Consider the following 19,448-nt stretch of genomic DNA (forward strand, 5'->3'; position numbering starts at 1 on the left):
AGGCGGGGGGAGGCGTGGGTGGGGGGATATGGATGGGGGCGGGCGGCGGGCGTGGAGGGGGGTGCGTTCTCGCGAGGGTGCGGGGTGTTTCTCCTCCGGGAGAACACACCCACCCCCCCCCCCCGGGTCCATGGAAGTGGCACCACTTCCATCTCGTGGTGCTCATGGCCGCGTCCGTGTACGAGCTCGCCGTTGGTTTCAGACCGCCGGAGAAGGCCGCCGCCGACACCGGTATTGCCGGGAAGGCTCCGGCGTACTGGTGTCGGCGGCGAGTACGTGGTGCGCACGGTCCGTGTTCTGGAGTGCTTCGGCGGCGTTCTGGAGAGCTTCGGCGGCATGGAGAGGTTCGTCCGGCCCGGCGACACTGACGTCAGGGGAACTCCGTCATCTCGCTCTCGCTCGGCACCTGGCACCGGCGCGCGACCGCCGAGCATCCCAGGAGCTCCGGCTCGAGGACCTCATCGCCCCGGCCCTGGACGCGTTGCTCGCCTGGGGCCTGCCGGGCGAGCGGTGGCGCACCCTGTCGCGTCTCAGCGCCAGTGTGGCGCCCGGTCCGCGGGCTCAGGCCATCGGGTTCATGTCGATGATGAGCATGTCGCGCACTCCCGAGGCACCCTCGGGGACGATCGGCGAGACCTCGTGGGTGATCATGTTGTCGTCGATGAACATCGTGTCGAGCGGCTGGACCAGGGTGGTCTGCACGATGTCGCCGCCGTCGTTGGGGTGGATGGTGGAGAGGCCGCCGGTGACGCCCTCGCGGCGCATCAGGTGCATCCCGACGTAGGAGTGCCCGTCGCGGTGGCGGCCCTCGGGAGTGGGGAGGCCGTCGGCGTCGGCGCGGGCGACGACGCGGACCAGGTGGACCCCGGTCCGCCACGAGTTGTTGCCGCCCGCCGCGGTCGCCATCCGGGCGTTGAAACCGACCAGGGCGCGCATGGTGGGGCTGAGCAGGAGGTCCTTGTCGACCGGTTCGAAGAGCCGGTCCTTGCCCTCCCACAGCGGGATGGAATCCTGACGGAAGACGGCGTGGGGCAGGACCTCGTATGTGACGGTGTCGCCGTCGACGACGACGCACAGCCGGCTGTAGCGGCGCTCGCGGTACACGCCGACGCCGTCGACCTGGGTGTCGACCGGCAGGTCCTCCCAGGCGCCGCGGAGTTCTTCGAGGTCGGCGTCGCTGATCAGCCCGGCGAGTTCCTCCTTGGGTATGACGACGAAGCCGGTGCGGCGGACCTGTTCCGCGAAGGCGGGTACGCCGTCATGGAGCTGCCGTCCGGTGGTCGGCGTGTCGCTGGTACTGGCGGTCATGGTGTTTCCCCTTCGCACGGGTGTCCCGGTGGCGCCGGCGTGTACGGCCCGGCCGGGTGCGGTTGATGTCGGGTGCGACCGATGGTCCGGTCACGCCCGGTGACGGCGGTCGCCGAATCGGCCGTCTCGGGTCTTGCCGACCGGGAGATCGCCGGTCGACTGCACATCTCGGTACGTACGGCGGCCGGCCATCTGTACCGGAGGTTCGACAGGATCGGAGCGAGGTCCTGCGCCCGGCTGCCGTGGCCGGCCGCCTTGCCACGCTCCAGGTCAGTCCCGCTCCTCGTACTCGACGTGCAGCGTCCGTGCGAGGTGGGCGAGGTAGGCCGCGGCCTCCGCATCCGACTCGTGGTGCGAGAGCACGACCGCCGGGTTTCCGGTCCAGTCCGGGTAGGGGCGCAACAGTGCTCCGGGACCCGCGGTCTCCACCACGTAGTCCACCCGCGGGTCGGCACGCACCGCCTCCAGGCCGCGTATCCGCTTGACCCGTCCGCCGCTGCCGATCGGCACCAGATAGGCCGCCGCGTGGCCAGCCGGGGCCGGCTCCTCGCGCCAGCAGAGCGGCTCCTGGCCGAGGTGGATGCGCAGCGCCTCGGCGGCCAGGTCGATCCCGCTGCTGACGTGGGTGAGGTGGTGCATGTTGCCTCCGCCTCCGAGGCGGGCGGTCATCTCCAGCAGCACCGGCCGTACTCCGCCCACCAGCCGCAGTTCGGTGTGCGTGGTGCCTTCTGTGACGCCGAAGGCGCGGTGGGCGCCGATCACCTCCGCCTCGATCGCGGCGAGTATCTCGGCCGGCAGCTGGGCGGGGGCCCGCAGCGTGGTCTCCTCGAAGTAGGGCCCCGTCAGTTCTCCCTTCCAGCTGATGGCGCAGACCCGCACCTGACCGTGGAACACGAGGGATTCCGCGGCGATCTCCGGCCCGTCCAGGTATTCCTCGACCAGCACACCGGTGTCCGAGTTCGAGCCGTCGGCGGCGCCCATGTGGGTCTCGACGAGACTCCAGGTGCGGGCCACGGCCTGCTCCAGGCTGTCCCTGTCGTCCGCACGGATGACTGCGAAACTGGAGTGGCCGTTCGCCGGCTTGACCACGACAGGGAAGTGCAGGGTCAGCGCGTCGGTCCAGTTGTCCGGATCCTTGACGACCACGAAACCGGGCACGCCCAGCCCCACTTCCAGGAGGCGTTGACGCATGCTGCGCTTGTCGCGCACCACGGCCGCCGCCTCCTCGGTCAGCCCGGGGAAGCCCAGCTCCCGCGCGGCGCGCGCCACGAAGGGAATGACCCTTTCGTTGCCCGACATGATGCCGTCGAAGGGCTCTTGCCGGTAGCGGTCGGCGAGCGCCGACAACGCACCGTCCGGGTCGTCGTCGATGTCCAGTGGCAGCAGTTCGACCACCGCGTCGGGTCGCCCGGCGGACTCCAACGTGTCGTCCCCCCTGGGGACGAGGATCAGGTCGATACCGGCACGCTCGGCGGCTTCGAATGCCCAGGGAAACACGGACAACTGACCGACGAGGACGAGTTTCGGGCGCTTCGACATGACGGTTCTCCAAGGATCGGCTGTGTGGAAGGGTCTGAAAGGGCCGCGCCGGTCGGAGCGGTTCTGTGTGAGGTCATCCCGGCGATCACGAGACCGAGGAGGCTGATCAGCCTGTGGAGGGAGTCACACGCGGCTGAAGCGTCTGCCGCGCACCGCGTGCAGAAGACGCGCGATACGAGAGGCCGGATGGCACCGGCATCGGCATCGGCACCGGGGCCGTCAGGCGGAGCGCATGACGGGCGCGCTGCCCGGCCGTGCCGCGAACGGGCTTGCACCAGGCTCCCATTCGTAGGAGAACCGGCCGTTCACACCCGGACGTTGCGGGCGCAGCAGGTAGTTCTCCGCCAGTTCCTCCAGCAGGTCCTCGGCGCGCTGGTCGCTGACCCCGAGGGTCGCGGCGGCAAGCGTCGGCGTGAGCCGGTCGGCGGTGACGGATGACGACAGCGCGTGGGCCAGGGACCGCGACTCGGCGGACAGTGTTGCGAGCGTCCGGTCGAATCCGGCCCACACGCCCAGCGGATCGCTGTCGGCGCCGCCGGACGCGAGGACCCAGGCGGTGGCCTGCCGAGCCGTCCAGTGCGGACGGCGGCGCAACTGCGCGGCGATCGCGAAGAGCGCGCCCGGCAGCCCCCGGCACAACCGGGCGAGCTGTCGCAGTCCTTCGGGGTCCAGGGCGATGGGGTGTCCCGGCAGGGAGGATCCCAGCAGTCGCAGACAGTCGTCGAAGGGCAGTCCGGCGAGATCGACGTGGACCGCCGTCGAAGACACGAACAGCCGTCTACGACTGCCGATCACCACGCCGCAGTCGGCACCTGACGGCAGCAGCGGCGTCAGCTCCCTCACGTCGCACACGTCGTCGAGCACCACCAGAACGCGGAGGTCGGCGGTCCAGGTACGGAACAGCAGGCTCAGATCGGTCGTGCTCAGCCGCAACTGCTCCTCTGTCGCGCCGAGTCCGCGCAGGAAGGAACGGAGGATCTCGGCGGGCCGCACCCGCCGGCCGGCGCCGTCACGCAGACGTGCGTGGAGTCGCCCGTCCGGGTAGTGACCGCTCACCTGATGCGCGGCGTGCAGACACAGTTCGCTCTTCCCCGTGCCGGGGGCACCGCCCACGACCACGAGCGGCCGGTCCTCCCGGGCCCGGCCGGCCAGTACCTCTGTGAGGCGCGCCAGCTGGTCGGCGCGTCCGGTCAGACGCTCGCGCGGGGCCGGCAGATGGCAGGGGGCCCGGGTGGCCGCGGTCACGACCGTGAGCCGCCCGCCGGGACGCAGCAGCGCCTCGTCCGACGTGAGCACGGCCGTGTGCAGGGCCTGGAGTTGGGGGGAAGGATCGAGTCCGAGCTCGGTGGCGATCCGCTCGCGTGCCCGCCGGTAGACCTGAAGCGCTTCCGCCCGTCGGTCCATGCGGTAGAGCGCCGTCATCAGATTGCCTTGGGCCCGCTCGTCCGTCGGTTCCTGCACGGCCATCGAGGTGAGTTCGCCGAGCACTTCGTGGTGCCGACCGAGGTGCAGGTCGGATTCGATGCGCAGATGGTGCGCGCTGGTGCGCAGTTCCTTCAGCCGGATGGCCTCGGCCTTCAGCATGGGCCCCTTGCGTACGTCCACCAGGGCGTCGTCCCGCCACAGCCGCAGCGCCGCGGTGGCCGTGTCACGGGCCCGTGCGAAGTCTTCGTCGTAGAACTCCGCTCGGGCACGGGCGAGCAACGGCTCGCAACGGAAGACGTCTACGTGGTCGGCGGGCAGCGACAGCTGATAGCCGCCGTCGACCGTGCCGAGCAGGGGCCCGGCCGCACGTACCGCGCCGCCGCTCCTCGGATTGCCGAGAGAGAACCGCTTCCTGAGCTGGTACACATACGTCTGCAACGCGGTGGGCGCGCTGGCCGGCGGGTTGTCGTTCCACAGCTCGTCCATGAGGTGCTCGAAGGGCACCACCCGGCCCGCGTTCAGTACGAGCACCGCCAGTGTCTGACGTACTTTCTGGGCGGCCGGCGCCATGTCGACGTGGTGATCGTCCCCATAGGCCTGAAGCGGCCCGAGAAGGTTGATTCTCATTAATTTCGCCTTGCCTCAGGTTCGTGCGGTCCCCGTCGGACCGGCCGGCGGCGCCACCGCCGGGCCCGACCACTCGGGCCAAACGGTGAGGGTGTGCTCTGCCCCCCGGTGTCAGGAGTTCCTGGACCCGGCCACCGCGGCCAGGTGGGGATGGTGTCGGGCGACGATGTCGGGGAAGGAGCGGACCAGCCCCTTCATGACGTTGTCGCCGTAGAGGGCGAACAGCGGGTTGCCGACGACGTCGATGACTCCGTTGGCGCCCTCGACATACGGGCTGGGCAGCGGCTGCATCGTGGCGTCCAGCCGGGGGTTGTAGAAGAAGGGAATGGAGTAGCGGTTGACGCCCGGGGCGGGCCGGACTACCCGGTGGAGGGTGGCGCGCACATAGCCCCGCGTCGCCACCTCCAGGAGTTCTCCCAGATTGACCACGAACGCCCCCGGGATCACCGGTACGTCGGCGAACCGGCCGTCCTCGACCGCGACTTGGAGGCCGCCGTTGTCGTCCTGGACGAGCAGAGTGAGCAGCCCGAGGTCGTTGTGAATGCCGGTCCCCTGGTCGGAGCCGGTGTCCTTGCTCGTCTGCGTGGGACCGGGGTAGTGCAGGAGCTTGAGGTGGATCTGTGGATCCGGATCGACCACGTCGTCCAGGAACTCGGCGGGGGCGTCGAGCGACTCGAGCAGGAGCCGCAGCAGTCGATGTGAAAGATCGGTCAGCCGGGTGATCCATGACTCGGCAGCCGGGCGCAGCTCGGGCATCGCGGCGGGCCACTCGTTCGGGCCGATCAGGCACCGGTAGGTGGGATCCCCGGGCTCGGACGGCCTCGCGGGCTGCTCCGGGCCGATGTCGAGCTGCTGGCGCTGGTCGGGCACGCCTCGTGTGTGTTCGCGGCCGAGTTCGGAGTAGCCGCGGAACAGTGGCGAGTCGAGGATGTTCAGCGCGAGCCGGTCGGCCTCGGGCAGCTCGAAGAACCGGCGGGTGAGGTCGAGCATGTCGTCGGCGTCCTCGATGCCGTGGCCGACGAGCTGGAAGAAGCCGATCTCGTGCACGGCCCTGCGCAACCGGTGCAGGAACTCTGCCCGGGCTTCTTGCGAACCGGCGGCGTCCCGGAGATCGAGCACGGGAAACGGGTCGGTCATGACAGCTCCTTCGAATCGCTGTTCTGGTAGGTCGTCGGGTCGGTCACGCCGGCGTCCCGGAACGCTTGCCGGCGCTCCTCGCAGGCGGCGCACCGCCCGCACTGGAGCGCGTCGCCGCGAAAGCAGCTCCAGGTCTCGGTCCAGGGGACGCCGAGTTCCTTGCCGAGCGACACCACGTCGCTCTTGCGCAGCTTGACCAGCGGTGCTGTCAGGGTCAGGTCGGGGTGCGCGTATCCGTGGGTCGCGATCCGCTCCATGGCGAGGAAGGAATCGATGAAGGCGGCATTGCTGTCGGGTGCGGCCTGCAGGTCGTCGACCACTCCGACGGCCACCGCTTGCGCCTGCTGGGCGACGGCGATGGCGAAGGCGACGGACAGCAGGAGGGCGTTGCGGTTGGGTACGACGTTCGGGCTGCCGCCGGACGAGCCGCTCCGGTGATCCGGCACGTCGACGGTCGGGTCGGTGAGCGAGGAGCCGCTCAGGAGCTTGCCGACGGGGCTGAGATCGACGACGTCGTGGGGTACCCCGAGGGTTCGAGCCGCCTTCGCGGCGAACTTGTGCTCGATGAGATGACGCTGTCCGTAGTTCACGGACAGCAGGTGGAGTGTGTGTCCTTGCGCCTGGAGGTGGTAGGCCATGGTGACCGAGTCCAGGCCGCCGGACACGATTGCGACGGTTTTCGGCATGTGTCGACTTCCGGCAGACGGAAAGGGATGGAGGATCAGTACGTGAGGGTCAGGACAGCGGTGTGCTGTGCGCCGGAACAGCGGCGGACGCAGGGGCGTCCGTCACGGCGCCGGCGTGGCCGGGACGACAAGGCGGGTCGTCTCCCGGCCCTTGCGGTAAGTCAGTTCGACCTCGGGCCGCGGACCGTCCAGCCTCGTGGTGATGGTTCGCTCCTCGCTCCACCCGACCAGGCGGTATTCGTTTCCGCCGAGGGCCACCAGCGGGAAGAGGTGGTCCTGGGGCGAGCGAACGGCCAGTTCCATGGCGGTGTCGACGATGCTGAAGCCGGCCTGCGGCTGCGCGCCGGTGAGCGACCCGAACACCTCTATCTCCAGCAGGTGATCCGGCGCGTCGAACGAACACCGCGCGGCATTGCGCTCCTGGTCGGTCGTGGCCAGGCCCGGACGGTTGTAGAGCACATCCGGGCCGTTGAAGTAGTCGGCCCAGTCGGCCGGGAACAGTCGCGCGAGCTCCGGTGTGACGAGCACGTCCACGACGAGATGCACCCGATGCTCGGGTCCGAGGTTCTGGATCTGGTGCTTGCGGCTGAAGTCACCGAACCAGAACTCACCGGGCTGCCAGCGATGAATTTTTCCGTCGAGGTCGAGCGAGGCTTCCTCGTGGGTGATGACGGGGATGTGAAGCCGGGCCAGACCCCAGTCCGGGGCGAACTTGGCGTCGCAATGGCGGTATCCGACGACTCCGGGGCCGAGGTCCAGGAACCGGGCGGCGTAGAGGGGGCCGGGAATCGAGTGCAGGACCTCCTGCACGTACGGCATGTGGTCCAGCCACTCGGTGTCGGCGAACTCCGCGCTGCCGGGGCCGCCTGGGTCGGTGCGTGTCTTGTCACCACCGGGGCTGCGCACCGGGAGACAGCGCCAGTCCTGTTCGGCCCACCTGGAGACTCGCCCGTTCTCGTGCGAGCTTTGTTCGTCCCACAGGTGGTCGCGTGCGGTCATGAGGTCGGCCAGCAGCCGCTCGGCGTCCAGCTCGGGAAGCAGCCGGGCCGCTTCCGCAGGCGTGGAGGAATCAATGGTGTTCATCGTTGTCCTTTCATGTCGACCGGACCGGATTCGCGGATGTGTCGAAGAGAGCGGCCTGTTGTTCGCCGCTCCGCGACCGGGATGCGGCCGACGGCCGCCGCGCTCGCGGCACGGCGGGCAAGGCGAATGCGGGGGCCGGCGTGGAGGCGATCAACGTGCCGGGGGATGACCCGATGGCGAAGCCGGCGGGAACCACGTTTCGACAAGGAACGCCTGAAGCGGCAGCCGGTGCCGAGACCCTCCTGCGGAGCGCGCTCGCCGGAACTACGAAGCCCGTCGCCGGTGGGCGGCGGAACGGCGGGAGCGCGGTGAGAGTCCGGTACGGCGCTGCCGGGAAGTGTGGTCACCCGCCGCCGGCGTCTTGCCGGGGCCGATGATCCGGCAGCCGCTGGACCACGCGATCCGAGCGACACGACGACGTCCGCGGTCGGCCCCGGTCGGTGGGCCGGAAACCGGGCACCGACCAGCTCTCACTTGCGGAGTCGGACGGCTCGTCAGGCCCGGAGCAGGTCGAACAGCTCGCCCCGGAGCCCGGGGTCCGTGCTGAATTCCCCGCGATACGCGGTCGATGTCATCTGCGCGGGAGCCTTGATGCCGCGCATCGACATGCAGAGGTGCTCGCCCTTCGCTATCACCGCGACGTCAGGGGTGCCGCTCAGGGTGCTGATCTCCAGCGCGATCTGGTCCACGAGACGCTCCTGGACCTGCAGCTTGTGCGCGTACTGATGGGCGACCCTGGCGAACTTCGACAGGCCGAGCAGTTGCCCCGTCGGGCGGTACGCGATCGTCACGGAGCAGTTGAACGGCAGGAGGTGGTGCTCGCACAGCGACCAGACCTGAATGTCCGAGACGGCCACGAGCTGGCTCGTGCCGATGGACTCGAAAAGCGTGCCCAGGGAACCTGGGTCGTAGTTGATGAACTCTCGCCACCAGCGGGCGAACCGCGCGGGGGTGTCGCGCAGTCCGTCGCGATTGGGGTCCTCGCCGATTTCCTCCAGCAACTGGCGGGCGATCCCGACCAGTGGGTCCTCGGTCGTCCTGGTGGCCGACGGGTCATCATCGAGGGCCACGTTTGTCACCGACATGCGGCTGCCTTTCGTCCGGGCTTTGTCGTCACTGGCCTCACGGCCGGTACTCGGCCCACGTCTTGGGAGTTTCTGAGATACGGACACAGGTCAACTCGGGAAACTCCATCACCCATGTCTTGTAGACCCAGGCGGCCATGTTCTCAGCCGTCGGGTTTTCGTCCATCACATCGTTCAGATGCCGGTGATCAAGTTGCTTGTCCATCCATTCCTTGAACGAGGACAGATCTCCGTAGTCTCGAACGAAGCCCACGGGCAGCAGACTCGTGTCATCGGCTTCGAGTTCCAGCTCGATCACATAATTGTGCCCATGCATCCGGGCGCACTGGTGTTCCGGAGCAAGGCCGGAGAGCCGATGGCTGGCCGAAAATTCAAATTTCTTCGTGATCCGAAATGTCATCGATCGAGTTCCCTTCTTCTTGTGCGGGCCGTGGGTCACACGCCGCGCTTTTCGCCCCACAGCAGGGTGTGGAGTCTCGTCGTCAGGTTCCAGCCGCGCTCCACCACCGCGTCGGCCAACTCGCTCATGTGTTTGGTGACGTCGTCGGCGGTACGCCCGATCGGCATGATCCATACCGAGGGCAGGTCGAAGTCGGCGACCAGCTGGGCCACTTCGTCCAGGTCGCGGGTGTTCTGGCAGACGAACTTGAACGTGCTGCCCGGCAGGGCCGAAAGACTGGCGAGTGCGGTGGGGACGATCCTGCGCCGCAGGGGGTCACCCGAGTGCGACAGCTTCGGCGAGACGTTGAACCTGACGCCGGCGGCGACGAGTTCGGGGTGCGCGGAATGCGTTCCGTTCGTCTCGATCTCGATCTCTTTACCGCGTTCGGTCAGCGCTGCCACCACAGGGATCAGCCGTTCCTGCTGGCCCAGGGGCTCACCGCCCGAGATCACGATCAGCTCGGTGTCGAAGGCGAGCAACTCTTCGACGACGTCTCCGACCGGGCGGCGGTGCAGCTCCTGGCGCGGATCGTGGGCGATCCCGCCGTCGGCGGCTCCGACCCAGTCCCACGTGTATGGCGTATCGCACCACGAGCACGACAGATTGCACCCGCCTAGTCGCAGGAACGCGCACCTGCGTCCCATGGACCGACCCTCACCCTGGACGGTCGGACCGAAGATTTCGTTGACTACGAGATCCTGTTCCATGGCGCACCGCCTCCTATGGGTGGGACGGCTCGACGGCCGCCGGCTTCTGCGCCTGCACGATGAACCAATGCCGGCTCAGCCGGACGCCCTGATCGACGGAGACCGCGGCGATATATCGATCGAACGCCTCCTTGTCCGCCGCGGAATCGTAGTTGTCGACGATCGGCACTTGGTGCAGAAATGTGTTCAGGTCGTCCGGCGAGTGGTAGTACTCCTCGAACCGGAACGCCTGGTTTCGTGTCACGACGAAGCCCGCGTCGGAGAGTTCTCGGGCAACCTCGTCCGCCAAGGGCCTGCCGTTCCAGCTGTCGAAATTCTGGCCGCGGCCGAACGTCTCCTTCAGTTCGCGCGCGTCCTGCTCGCCGATCCCCATGTAGATCACGACCCCACCGGGGCGCAGCACCCGCTCGAACTCGCCGGCGATCAGCGGACCGCGGCGGGACGTGACCACATCGGCGTATCCGTCGGGCAGCCCCGTATGTGCGGCGTCGCGCAGCTCGAACGTGACATGCGACAAACCTGCCTCGGCTCGATACCGCCCGGCGCAGTCCAGCATCGACGGCGACAGGTCGATCCCGGTCACGGCGCCGTATGGTCGTGAGATGCGCAACAGGCTGCGCCCGTCGGCACAGCCGACATCCAGCAGTCGGGCCTGTGGCGTTCCCAGTGCGGTCGCCAGTTCGTCGAAGACGGCGTCCGGGCGGCCGTCCGCGAACACGTCGGTGCTGCGCGCATCGCTGAAGTAGCCGCCGAACTGCTCGGCCACCCGGGAGTAGAACTCCGCGTCCATCGTCATCAGTCGTGCACCTCCTCCTGGGACACGGTCAAGAAGAGGCTCTGGTGCGCACGCACCGCTTCTCTCGTGCCGCGCCGCGATTCGGTATTCGGGACGCCGAACGCGGCAGGTGTCACCGCGTCCCGGGTCACTACGGTCATTCGGACCACTCCTTGAGGGCTGTCCCCCCGAAGGGGCGCCGAGGTCGGCAGGACCCACTTTCCGGTGTCGCCCTATCGGCACGGCATCACGGCGCATCCACGGCACGGACAGGGCCGGGATAGGGCGGTGATAGCGCGGTCATGCGGCCGCGATGGGCACCTGGTTCACGCTGGTGTCAGTGACGCCCGGACGGACTGCCGAAGGGGTCGCGGAGGAAGGAGAACCGAGATGGCCATCAGGAAGTCGCCGGCCGATGAGACACCCGCCCTCAACACGCCGTGGACGTGACGGACCTGTCTGCCTCCTGGTGTCAGCCGACAGACGTCATGGGCCTGCCCAGGATGGCAACGATGTCGGACCGCACGGCGGCGGCCCCGCTGTGGTCCAGGATCCGCTCCCGGATCTTGGCCGATCGCGAGTAGTACTGGACGGCCTGTTCCCTTCGGTGCAGGTAGGCATTGACTCGGCCGAGGTCGTGCAGCACATACCCCTCGCCGACCAGGTCGCCGCTCGCCCTCACCATGGCGAGGACCTCGAGCAGGGTTTGTTCCGCGGTCTCGTAGCGTTGCTGGTACGTCAGCATCTGGCCCAGCCGCCGCAGTACGAGGGCCTGTCCCCGGACGAAGCCGGCCGACCGGCAGATGCCGAGGGCTTCGTCGAGATGGGAACGGGTTCGCGTGAAGTCCGCTCGCCGCATCGTGATGTGTGCCATCTCGCCGAGCACGTACGCCCGTCCGATCACGTCCCGCGCCCGCAGGAAGCCGCGCTCGGCGCTCGTGTAGAGGGCCAGTGCCCGATCGTCGTCTCCACGGTGTCGCTCGATGCGCGCCAGGTCACGCAGGCACAGCGCCTGACCGCGTACCTCACCGATCCGCTTGAAGATCTCCAGAGCGGTGCTGAGGTAGGGGCCCGCAGCCTCGTGTTCGCCCCGGTACAGGTGCAGGGTCCCGAGCGAGCCGAGTACCGCCGCCCGGCCCCGTTCGTTGCCCGCCTCTTGCACCGCGGTCAGCGCCACCTGATGGGTGCGCTCCCAGAGTTCGGGATAGCCGCGGGCCTCGAAGAGTGTCACCAGGGTTGTGGCCAGCTCCCAGCAGAATTCGTCCAGGCCCGACCTTGCCGCCAGCTCGACCGCGTTCAACAGGTTGGTCTGCTCGCTCTCCAGCCACCCGAGCGGGTCGCGCACGCACCGCTGGACATGGCTTTGCGACGGATGCCATCGCTCGCCCCGGCCCGCCACGATGGTGTACGTACCGCCGTAGACCTCTCTGTGCGCCCTCTCCGCGAGCGCCATCCAGCCACCGACCATGCGCCGCACCGCTCCGGCGCGATCCGCCTCGGAAATCTCTGCGGGCAGCCGTTCGTGCGCGAACATCCTGACGATCTGCGACAGTCCGCATCGGAACTCCCCGCCCTGATCCATGGCGGTGATGTCGAGGAGCCGCATATCGATGAGGGGTTCCAGCAGGTCGGTGGAGTGCGGCGTGCGGTCGTCGACGAGGGCGGCACCCAGCCAGCTCGGGATCTCGGTCCCCTCGGCCAGGCTGAGCAGACACAACAGGCGGCGGTCGGCCGCCGCCAGGCCGTCGTAGCTGAGCGAAAGACTTGCCCGGATCGACAGTTCGCCGTGCGCCAGCTCGTCCAGCCGGCGGTGCTCGTTCTCCAGCCGGTGTCCCATGGAGGCCAGCGACCAGTGCGGGCGCGCGGCCAGGCGCGCGCCGATGATCCGCAGAGCGAGGGGTAGCCCGCCCACCAGATGTACGAGGACCCGCGCCGCCTCCGGTTCGCTCTCCACCCGGTGTTCTCCGATGATCCGCCCCAGGAACTGGACGGCCTGTTCCGAGCTCAGCGGTTCCACGCCGAATCGGCGTGTGCCCGGCAACGCCGTGAGCTGGCCGCGACTGGTGACCAGCACGCCGCTGCTGCTGGTTCCGGGCAGCAGCGGCATCACCTGCGACTCGCTCACCGCGTCGTCCAGCAGCACCAGGGTCCGGCGACCGGCCAGCAGACTTCGGTACATCTCCGCGCGCTCGTCGAGCGCGTCGGGTATGGCCTGGCCCGGCACGCCCAGCGCCCGGAGGAAGCGCCCCAACGCCTCTGCGGGGCCGACCGGTTGTCCGCTCGGCCCGCGGAGGTCGCAGTAGAGCTGTCCGTCCGGGAAGTGCTCGGTCGCCACTCGGTGCGCCACATGCCTGGCCAACGTGCTTTTGCCGACACCAGGTCCGCCGAGCACCAGGACCACGTTCAGTTGCCCCTTGTCCTGGCCCTCGGTGACGGCGTCGCAGACCGCTGAAATGAACCGGCCGTCGGCCACCAGGTCGCCGGTGTCTGCGGGAAGTTGCCTCGGGGTCACGACCGGGTCGGGATCGGCGCTTCGTTCTTGAGCCGCCTCGGAGAACGGCGTCGCCACGACAGGACGTGGTTCGGCCGGCTCGGCCAGGGCCAGGTCGGGGTCGTGGGTCAGGATCGCCTGTGCCAGGTCGCGCAGTTCCCGCCCCGGGTCCAGGCCCAGTTCCTCGGTGAGTATCGCGCGGCCCTGGTGGTAGACGTCCAGCGCCTCCGCCTGCCGGCCCGAACGGTACAACGCCACCATGAGGTGACTCCGCAGCCGCTCACGCAACGGATGGCAGGCGACAAGCTGCATCAGTTCGCCGACCAGGTGCTCGTGGCGACCGAGTTCCAGCAACAGCCCCATGCAGGTTTCCACCGCCTCCAGGCGCCTCTCGTCCCACTGCGCCGCCGTGCCGGCCAGGACCTCGCTGGGTACACCGGCCAGGCACCGCCCCCGCCACAGGCCTGTTGCCGAGCGAAGCTTTTCCACCGCGGGCACCTTCAGACCGTCACGGGCCAGGGCATGCGCCTCTGCCACCAGGCGACGGAAATCGCCGATGTCGGTCGCGTCCTCCGGCGCCCTCAGTACGTATCCGCGAGGGCGGGTCTCGATGGTGGCGTCGACTCCTCCTTCCGCAAGTGCCTTCCGGAGCCGGGAGATGCAGATCTGCACCTGGGCCCGTGCGGTCTTCGGCGGACCGTGATCCCAGATGAAGTCGACCAGACGGGTCGTTTCCACCACCCGGTTCAGTTCGAGCACCAGCGCCCCGAGGACGATCTCCTGACGCCCCGGAGCCACGGGCACGATCCCCCGCTCGCCGCTCACCTCGATCGGACCGAGCACACGGAAGGGAGCTGCCGCCCCGACGGTGCTGTTGTTATCTGACGAGAGTGCCATACATATCCTGCTTCTGTGGTATCAGCCAGGCGGTGCGTCCGGCTTCCAAGTGGGACGGAACTCGTACCGGCCTGGCTGCTCAGGCGTATCCGTCGGCTGCGTCGCCGAGCACCTTCGAGGGCTCGACCGAGCACGTGGATGACGGGAGAAAGGGTGCGGTGTGCGCGGCTGAACGGCACCGGGGCCGTGGTGTGCCGCGTCGCTGATTCGGAACGTGCGCTCCAGGTGCTGTTGTCTCGTGCCGGTGCCTGCCGTGGATGTGCCGTCACACGACCAGGGCGGTGTCCGGGGCGGCGATCGACTGGGACGATTCTCGCCAACCCGCGATGCCTGAAGGCGTCCAAGGAGACGCGCCGGTTGTACTCGGGCTTGTCACTACGACGGCCAGGCGCGGGCGCTTCTTCACCCTGTTCTGGAGAAGTGGTGGCGGTACTGCCCCGGTGTGACGCCCAGGGTGTGCTTGAAGCGGCGGTGCAGGGTCTCGGCGAAGCCGAAGCCGCAGAGCCGGGCGATCGCGTCGATGGTGGTGTCCGTCGTCTCCAGAAGAGCCCGGGCGGCCTCGATGCGTACGGTCTCCACATAGGCGGCCGGGGTGAGTCCGGTCTCGGCGCGGAAGACCCGGGTGAAGTTGCGCTCGCTCATACCGGCCCGATCGGCGAGCATGCGGACGGTCAGATCGTCGGCGAGGTGGTCGGCGACCCACGCCTGCACGTCCCGCAGCGGCTTGCGCGTGGGCCGCTGCGCGGCGAGCTGGGTGCTGAACTGTGCTTGACCGCCCGCACGTTGGACGAACATCACCAGCATGCGCGCCACGGCTCGGGAGACCTCGGGCCCGTGGTCCTCCTCGGCCATGGCGAGCGCCAGGTCCATCCCCGCCGTGATGCCGGCCGAGGTCCACACCGGCCCGTCGTGTACGAAGATCTGGTCCGGGGTGACCGTGACGTCCGGGTGCTCCCGGGCCAGCCTTTCGCAGGCCGCCCAGTGCGTCACCGCGCGCCGCCCGTCGAGCAGCCCGGCCCGCGCGAGCAGGAACGCGCCCGTACACACGGAGGCGACCCGCCGGGCCCGGCCGGCCGCGTCCCTGAGCCAGCCGACGAGCTCTTCGTCGTCCGCCGCCTCCCGATCGCCCGGTCCGCCGACGACCACGAGCGTGTCCAGCGGACCCTCGCACTGCTGGACGCCGCTGGCGGCCGCGACGTCGATTCCGTTACAGGCGCGCACCGTTCCGGCCCGGCCCGCGACGATCTCGACGGCGTAGCCCTCACCCTCGGGCACCCACCGTTCCGTCTGCGCGAACACCTCATGCGGTCCCGCCAGGTCGAGCACCTGAAACTGCGGAAAGACAAGGAAGACGACGCGCCGTTGTGTCATCCGATCATCCTTGTCCGCTCTGCCGTTTGGCGGCAAGGACACAAAGCTGATGATCTCCGCCATGTGGCCGGTTCCAGGTTTCGCCTTCGGCGGGTACGGCTGCCGGCGGCGGGGCGGGTGCGCCGCTCCGGGACAGGCGCCGGCCGGTCCCGGCGGGAGGGGCATGTCGTGGACAGCGCATCGCTGTCCTGCACGGGTCACCGCTATGCGGTCAGGGGCATCGCCCAGCGCCTGTGTCTGCGCCTCCGGTTCCCGCAGTTCGTCGTCAGCCTGCGTCGTCCACGCCGCCTGGAGGTACGACACATTTGTCCGGCATCTCGGCTGACGCGCTTTCACCACTCGGGCGTGCCCCGTCACGGGAACCCGAGCCCGCGGCACGGCCGTGCCGTGTGCCGTACCGGCGTGTGTCATCCGGATTGAGTTGAGCACCCTGTCTCCCTGTCTGCGAACCCGCTACTTCTGTGGGGTCAGAGGCGGGTGGCGCCTGTTCACCTTCTTGCGACCCTCGTGACCAGCGCAATCGTGGAGCACCACGACACAGACCACGAGATCGGCAGGCCAGATCCACGACACTGGGAACGTGATGGCGGATGCGACATTCCGGTTCCGTTGCATCAGTGCGCGATCATGGTGGTTCTTCTCACGGCGCAGGTCACGCCACCAATGCCGGGCGTACGCCGTCCTCGTCCATGAGGACGCTCACGTCCACACAAGGAGGCAGGGATGTCCCGAACGGCATGTGCACCACGGGAAGCGGCACGGCTGCTGGCCGCCGCGGCCGAGCGCGCTCGTGCGGGCACCGGTCGTCTGGTCCTGCTGCGCGGTGCCACCGGCACGGGCCGCACCACCGTTCTGGAGGCCGCCGCCGAGGACGCCGCCGCCCGTGGTATGCAGGTGATGCGTGCCCGTTGCTCCGCCGGCGACTCCGCGTTCCCCTTCGCCACGATCCTTCAACTCTTCTGCTTCGGTGCCGAGTTACCCGATCCCGCAAGGGACGGCGATGAACGCAGGACCGGCGCCGGGCTGCGGAAGGTGCTGCGCTCGCACGCCGAGCGGTCGCCGCTGCTGATCACAGTGGACGATGTACACCTGGCTGACGCGGCGTCCCGCCGCTGGCTGGTGGAGTCCGCCCGGCTCATGGACCGTCTGCCGATCATTCTGGCGGTCACCGAGCGCAGCCAGTACGACGTCGACCCGCCCGCACAGAGCCTAGCCCACGGTCTCTCTCCTGCCCTGGTCACCACTCACACCCTGGCCCCGCTGTCCCACAGTTCGGCTGTGGCAGAGGTCCGTTCGGCTTTCCCCGACGCGGACGACTCCTGGATCGAGGACTGTGCACGGGCCGGGGCGGGCAACCCCCTGCTGCTGCGCGCCCTGCTGGACGACCTCTCCGACGGCACTCACCCGGTCGTGCCGGACACCTCGGCCGCGCTGTACCCCGGAGCATTCTCGGCGGCCGTCCAATGGTGGCTGGACTGCGCCGGGCCAGGTACCGCGGAGGTGGCACGGACACTGGCGATCCTGGACGAGGGCTGGGACCACGGCCCCGCCCCCAGCACGGGGTTCCCGGTCCTCCACATCCCCTCGTTCCTCTCCGAACTCACCGGCGCCGACCCGACCCGGGTCTCGGGCTGGATTACCGCGATGACCGGCCTCGGCCTGCTTCGCCTCGATGGCATGGGCCGCGCCCGCTACACCCATCCGCTGCTGAGGGACGCGATACTCACCGGCGTGCCCGCGGCCCGGCGGCGCGCCGCGCACCGGACAACCGCCGAGTCGATGCTGCACCGTGGTGTCGCGAGCGAGATCGTCGCCCGTCAACTGCTGCTCACCGACGCGGTGGACGCGCCCTGGGTGCTGCCGGTGTTCCAGGAGGCCGCGTCGCTGGCATTGCGTGAGGGGCAGATCGAGGACGCGGTGGCCTTCCTGCGCCGCGCTCTGGACGAACCTCTCTCCGATGAGGGCAGACAACGCCTGCTGACCGAACTGGGGTCACTGGAGTACGCGGTACCCGGCCCCTCGGCCGCGATCCTGAGGCTCACCGAGGCGCTGCGGCTGCCGGGGCCGCCACAGGAACGAGTGCGCGCCGCAGTCGCTCTCGGGACGGCGCTGACCGGCCGTGGCAGGACCCGTGCGGGCGTCGAGGTGCTGCGCTCGCTGTACGACGCGCTCGCCGACCGACCAGACCTGATACGCATCCTGCGGCAGGCGTTTCTGCAACTGTCCGACAAGGAACTGCTGGTGCGGCAGGAGGCGTACAAACGGCTGGTGGAGACTGCCGAACGCTCGCCGGAGTCGATCAGCCCGGCCGGTCACGCGTTCCTGGTCAAATACGCGGTCATGGCGGGTCTGAGCTCGGCGAAGGACGCGATGCTGCGCCTGCGGGGTCTGCTGGCGGAGCCGGCCGACCCGCTGTCCGAGCCTTACCTGCTGGGGTCGGCCGCCGCGGTCGCCCAGTGGGCCGACGAACTCGACGAAGCCGAACGGCTGGTGGAGCGCGGCCTGGCCGGGCAGCGCCCCGACGTCCTGCACCCCATGCAGGAGGCGCTCCTCGACACCCGTTTGGACATCATCGCGGCACGAGGCGACTTCACGCGCCTTCTGGCCGACCCGCTGCCCGCTACCGCGACGCCGAGGAACGCCCATGCCCACGCGTTGACGGCACTCGTGGAGACGGGCCGTGTCACCGACGCCGAACGTCTTGCCGAAGCCTTCGACCTGCGGACGGCGCCGGAGTCCTGGGAGCTGAACCGGTTCCTGTACGCGCGCGGGCGACTGCGCGCCGCGAACGGTGACCTGGCGGGAGCCCTGCACGACTTCCTGGAGTGCGGCCGCCGCCAGTCGGCCCGGGAGGTGTTCAGCCCGGTCGTCACCCCCTGGCGCACTGCCGCCGCCGAGTGCCATCTGGCCCTGGGGGTGCCGCGAGAGGCGCTCGCCCTGGCGGAGGAGGAGCTGCGCCTGGCTCGGGTGTGGAACACACCCCGCACGGTGGGCCGGGCCCTGCGTGTCCTCGGCACCGCGACCGGTGGACGCCAGGGCCTGGACCTGGCTGAGGAGGCCGTACGGCTGCTGCGCGTCGGCCCGGCCGTCCCGGAGCTCGTGGCAGCGCTGCTGGCCGTGGGCCGCCAGTTGACCGTCTCGGGCGAGTCCTCGCGCGCTCGAGGCATCCTGCGGGAGGCGGCCGGGCTCGCCGAACGCCTGGGCGCAGTACGGCTGCGGGACCTGGCGGAGGAGGCGCTGCGTGCGAGCGGCGCCCGCCGTCCGACGACACGCATCGGTGCCGCCTCGCTCACCGACAGCGAGCGCCGGATCGCCGAACTGGCCGCGGAGGGGCACACCAACGCGGAGATCGCGGATTTGCTGCATCTGGCCCGCCGCACCGTGGAGACCCATCTGACGCACAGCTACCGCAAGTTGGGCATCCGACGGCGCAGCGCCCTGAGCACGGCCCTGACCGGCGGCACACGGCGTACGGCGTCCTGACAAGCGGCAGGGACACGTAGGGCGAGCACGGACCTTCGCAGCGGAGGACGGGTTTCCGGAATCGGAGGTGCCAAGGGGGACCGCTCACGGCTGAGGCTGCTGGAGTGTTGGCGGCGGGGGCGCCATAGGCATGGGAGCCACGGCCCGAGCAGGTCGCCGGTGCCCTGGGGGGTGAAGCGGCTCAGTGCCGCGTCGATCCGGGCCAAGGTGTCCGGATGCAGCTCGACGCGCGCGGCGGCGAGGTTCTCCGCGATATGAGCCGGGGTGCGGACGGCGGCAGACGGGTCCGCTCAGTAACCAAGTGGATCTTCGAGCCGTACTTGCCCCGGTCCACGGGGTCGTGGCTCCCCCTGCTGCGCGATTCCATCCGGAACACCGCGACCAGTGAATTG

At 69.3% G+C, this 19,448-nt stretch carries 14 protein-coding genes; 1 reads left to right on the forward strand and 13 read right to left on the reverse strand.

The genetic code is table 11. The features are described from left to right. Nucleotides 1–561 precede the first annotated feature (561 nt). The 13 genes from AC07CM_RS22150 to AC07CM_RS22210 form a co-directional block, all read right to left on the reverse strand. Nucleotides 562–1,308, reverse strand: a complete 747-nt coding sequence (locus AC07CM_RS22150; RefSeq protein ID WP_478878141.1) for a 2OG-Fe dioxygenase family protein — start codon at nucleotides 1,306–1,308, stop codon at nucleotides 562–564. Between the two features lie 270 nt (nucleotides 1,309–1,578). Further along, a complete protein-coding gene (locus AC07CM_RS22155; protein ID WP_478878142.1) occupies nucleotides 1,579–2,847 on the reverse strand; it encodes an ATP-grasp domain-containing protein in 1,269 nt (422 codons plus the stop codon). 219 nt (nucleotides 2,848–3,066) lie between these two features. Further along, entirely contained in the window at nucleotides 3,067–4,899 is a 1,833-nt protein-coding gene (locus tag AC07CM_RS22160) for an AfsR/SARP family transcriptional regulator (RefSeq protein ID WP_478878143.1), read from the reverse strand. A 111-nt stretch (nucleotides 4,900–5,010) separates the two neighbouring features. Continuing rightward, the gene (locus AC07CM_RS22165; RefSeq protein ID WP_478878144.1) at nucleotides 5,011–6,036 is read right to left on the reverse strand and encodes an isopenicillin N synthase family dioxygenase; all 1,026 of its coding nucleotides are present in this window, start codon (nucleotides 6,034–6,036) and stop codon (nucleotides 5,011–5,013) included. After that, nucleotides 6,033–6,722, reverse strand: coding sequence for a 7-cyano-7-deazaguanine synthase (locus AC07CM_RS22170; RefSeq protein ID WP_478878145.1), 690 nt, complete (start codon nucleotides 6,720–6,722; stop codon nucleotides 6,033–6,035). The genes AC07CM_RS22165 and AC07CM_RS22170 overlap by 4 nt, the downstream gene beginning before the upstream one ends. 102 nt (nucleotides 6,723–6,824) lie before the next feature. Continuing rightward, nucleotides 6,825–7,805 (reverse strand): aspartyl/asparaginyl beta-hydroxylase domain-containing protein, encoded by a 981-nt coding sequence (locus AC07CM_RS22175; RefSeq protein ID WP_478878146.1) that lies wholly within the window; start codon nucleotides 7,803–7,805, stop codon nucleotides 6,825–6,827. Nucleotides 7,806–8,299: 494 nt separating this feature from the next. After that, nucleotides 8,300–8,890, reverse strand: a complete 591-nt coding sequence (folE, locus tag AC07CM_RS22180; RefSeq protein ID WP_478878147.1) for a GTP cyclohydrolase I — start codon at nucleotides 8,888–8,890, stop codon at nucleotides 8,300–8,302. A gap of 37 nt (nucleotides 8,891–8,927) precedes the next feature. After that, nucleotides 8,928–9,290, reverse strand: coding sequence for a 6-pyruvoyl trahydropterin synthase family protein (locus tag AC07CM_RS22185; protein ID WP_478878148.1), 363 nt, complete (start codon nucleotides 9,288–9,290; stop codon nucleotides 8,928–8,930). A gap of 35 nt (nucleotides 9,291–9,325) precedes the next feature. Next, a complete protein-coding gene (locus tag AC07CM_RS22190; RefSeq protein ID WP_478878149.1) occupies nucleotides 9,326–10,039 on the reverse strand; it encodes a 7-carboxy-7-deazaguanine synthase QueE in 714 nt (237 codons plus the stop codon). 13 nt (nucleotides 10,040–10,052) lie between these two features. Further along, nucleotides 10,053–10,835 (reverse strand): class I SAM-dependent methyltransferase, encoded by a 783-nt coding sequence (locus AC07CM_RS22195; protein ID WP_478878150.1) that lies wholly within the window; start codon nucleotides 10,833–10,835, stop codon nucleotides 10,053–10,055. Continuing rightward, complete coding sequence (locus tag AC07CM_RS22200; protein WP_478878151.1) at nucleotides 10,835–10,975, reverse strand: hypothetical protein; 141 nt, start codon at nucleotides 10,973–10,975, stop codon at nucleotides 10,835–10,837. Before AC07CM_RS22200 ends, AC07CM_RS22195 begins: the two co-directional genes overlap by 1 nt. Before the next feature lie 311 nt (nucleotides 10,976–11,286). Continuing rightward, complete coding sequence (locus AC07CM_RS22205; protein WP_478878152.1) at nucleotides 11,287–14,202, reverse strand: AfsR/SARP family transcriptional regulator; 2,916 nt, start codon at nucleotides 14,200–14,202, stop codon at nucleotides 11,287–11,289. Nucleotides 14,203–14,604: 402 nt separating this feature from the next. Next, nucleotides 14,605–15,573: a GlxA family transcriptional regulator gene (locus AC07CM_RS22210; RefSeq protein WP_478878153.1), complete on the reverse strand. Its 969-nt coding sequence runs from the start codon at nucleotides 15,571–15,573 to the stop codon at nucleotides 14,605–14,607. 723 nt (nucleotides 15,574–16,296) lie between these two features. Between AC07CM_RS22210 and AC07CM_RS22215 the strand changes: the two genes are divergently transcribed. After that, on the forward strand, nucleotides 16,297–19,056 hold the full coding sequence (locus tag AC07CM_RS22215; protein WP_478878154.1) for a helix-turn-helix transcriptional regulator: 2,760 nt from the start codon (nucleotides 16,297–16,299) through the stop codon (nucleotides 19,054–19,056). The last annotated feature ends 392 nt before the right edge of the window (nucleotides 19,057–19,448 follow it).

The organism is Streptomyces sp. NPDC044061, assembly GCF_056434305.1.

What these genes read in the sequence shown, in the direction of transcription:
- AC07CM_RS22150 (WP_478878141.1), bottom strand. Translation starts at nt 1,308, where the DNA reads ATGACCGCCAGTACCAGCGACACGCCGACCACCGGACGGCAGCTCCAT.
- AC07CM_RS22155 (WP_478878142.1), bottom strand. Translation starts at nt 2,847, where the DNA reads ATGTCGAAGCGCCCGAAACTCGTCCTCGTCGGTCAGTTGTCCGTGTTT.
- AC07CM_RS22160 (WP_478878143.1), bottom strand. Translation starts at nt 4,899, where the DNA reads ATGAGAATCAACCTTCTCGGGCCGCTTCAGGCCTATGGGGACGATCAC.
- AC07CM_RS22165 (WP_478878144.1), bottom strand. Translation starts at nt 6,036, where the DNA reads ATGACCGACCCGTTTCCCGTGCTCGATCTCCGGGACGCCGCCGGTTCG.
- AC07CM_RS22170 (WP_478878145.1), bottom strand. Translation starts at nt 6,722, where the DNA reads ATGCCGAAAACCGTCGCAATCGTGTCCGGCGGCCTGGACTCGGTCACC.
- AC07CM_RS22175 (WP_478878146.1), bottom strand. Translation starts at nt 7,805, where the DNA reads ATGAACACCATTGATTCCTCCACGCCTGCGGAAGCGGCCCGGCTGCTT.
- folE (WP_478878147.1), bottom strand. Translation starts at nt 8,890, where the DNA reads ATGTCGGTGACAAACGTGGCCCTCGATGATGACCCGTCGGCCACCAGG.
- AC07CM_RS22185 (WP_478878148.1), bottom strand. Translation starts at nt 9,290, where the DNA reads ATGACATTTCGGATCACGAAGAAATTTGAATTTTCGGCCAGCCATCGG.
- AC07CM_RS22190 (WP_478878149.1), bottom strand. Translation starts at nt 10,039, where the DNA reads ATGGAACAGGATCTCGTAGTCAACGAAATCTTCGGTCCGACCGTCCAG.
- AC07CM_RS22195 (WP_478878150.1), bottom strand. Translation starts at nt 10,835, where the DNA reads ATGACGATGGACGCGGAGTTCTACTCCCGGGTGGCCGAGCAGTTCGGC.
- AC07CM_RS22200 (WP_478878151.1), bottom strand. Translation starts at nt 10,975, where the DNA reads ATGACCGTAGTGACCCGGGACGCGGTGACACCTGCCGCGTTCGGCGTC.
- AC07CM_RS22205 (WP_478878152.1), bottom strand. Translation starts at nt 14,202, where the DNA reads ATGGCACTCTCGTCAGATAACAACAGCACCGTCGGGGCGGCAGCTCCC.
- AC07CM_RS22210 (WP_478878153.1), bottom strand. Translation starts at nt 15,573, where the DNA reads ATGACACAACGGCGCGTCGTCTTCCTTGTCTTTCCGCAGTTTCAGGTG.
- AC07CM_RS22215 (WP_478878154.1), top strand. Translation starts at nt 16,297, where the DNA reads ATGTCCCGAACGGCATGTGCACCACGGGAAGCGGCACGGCTGCTGGCC.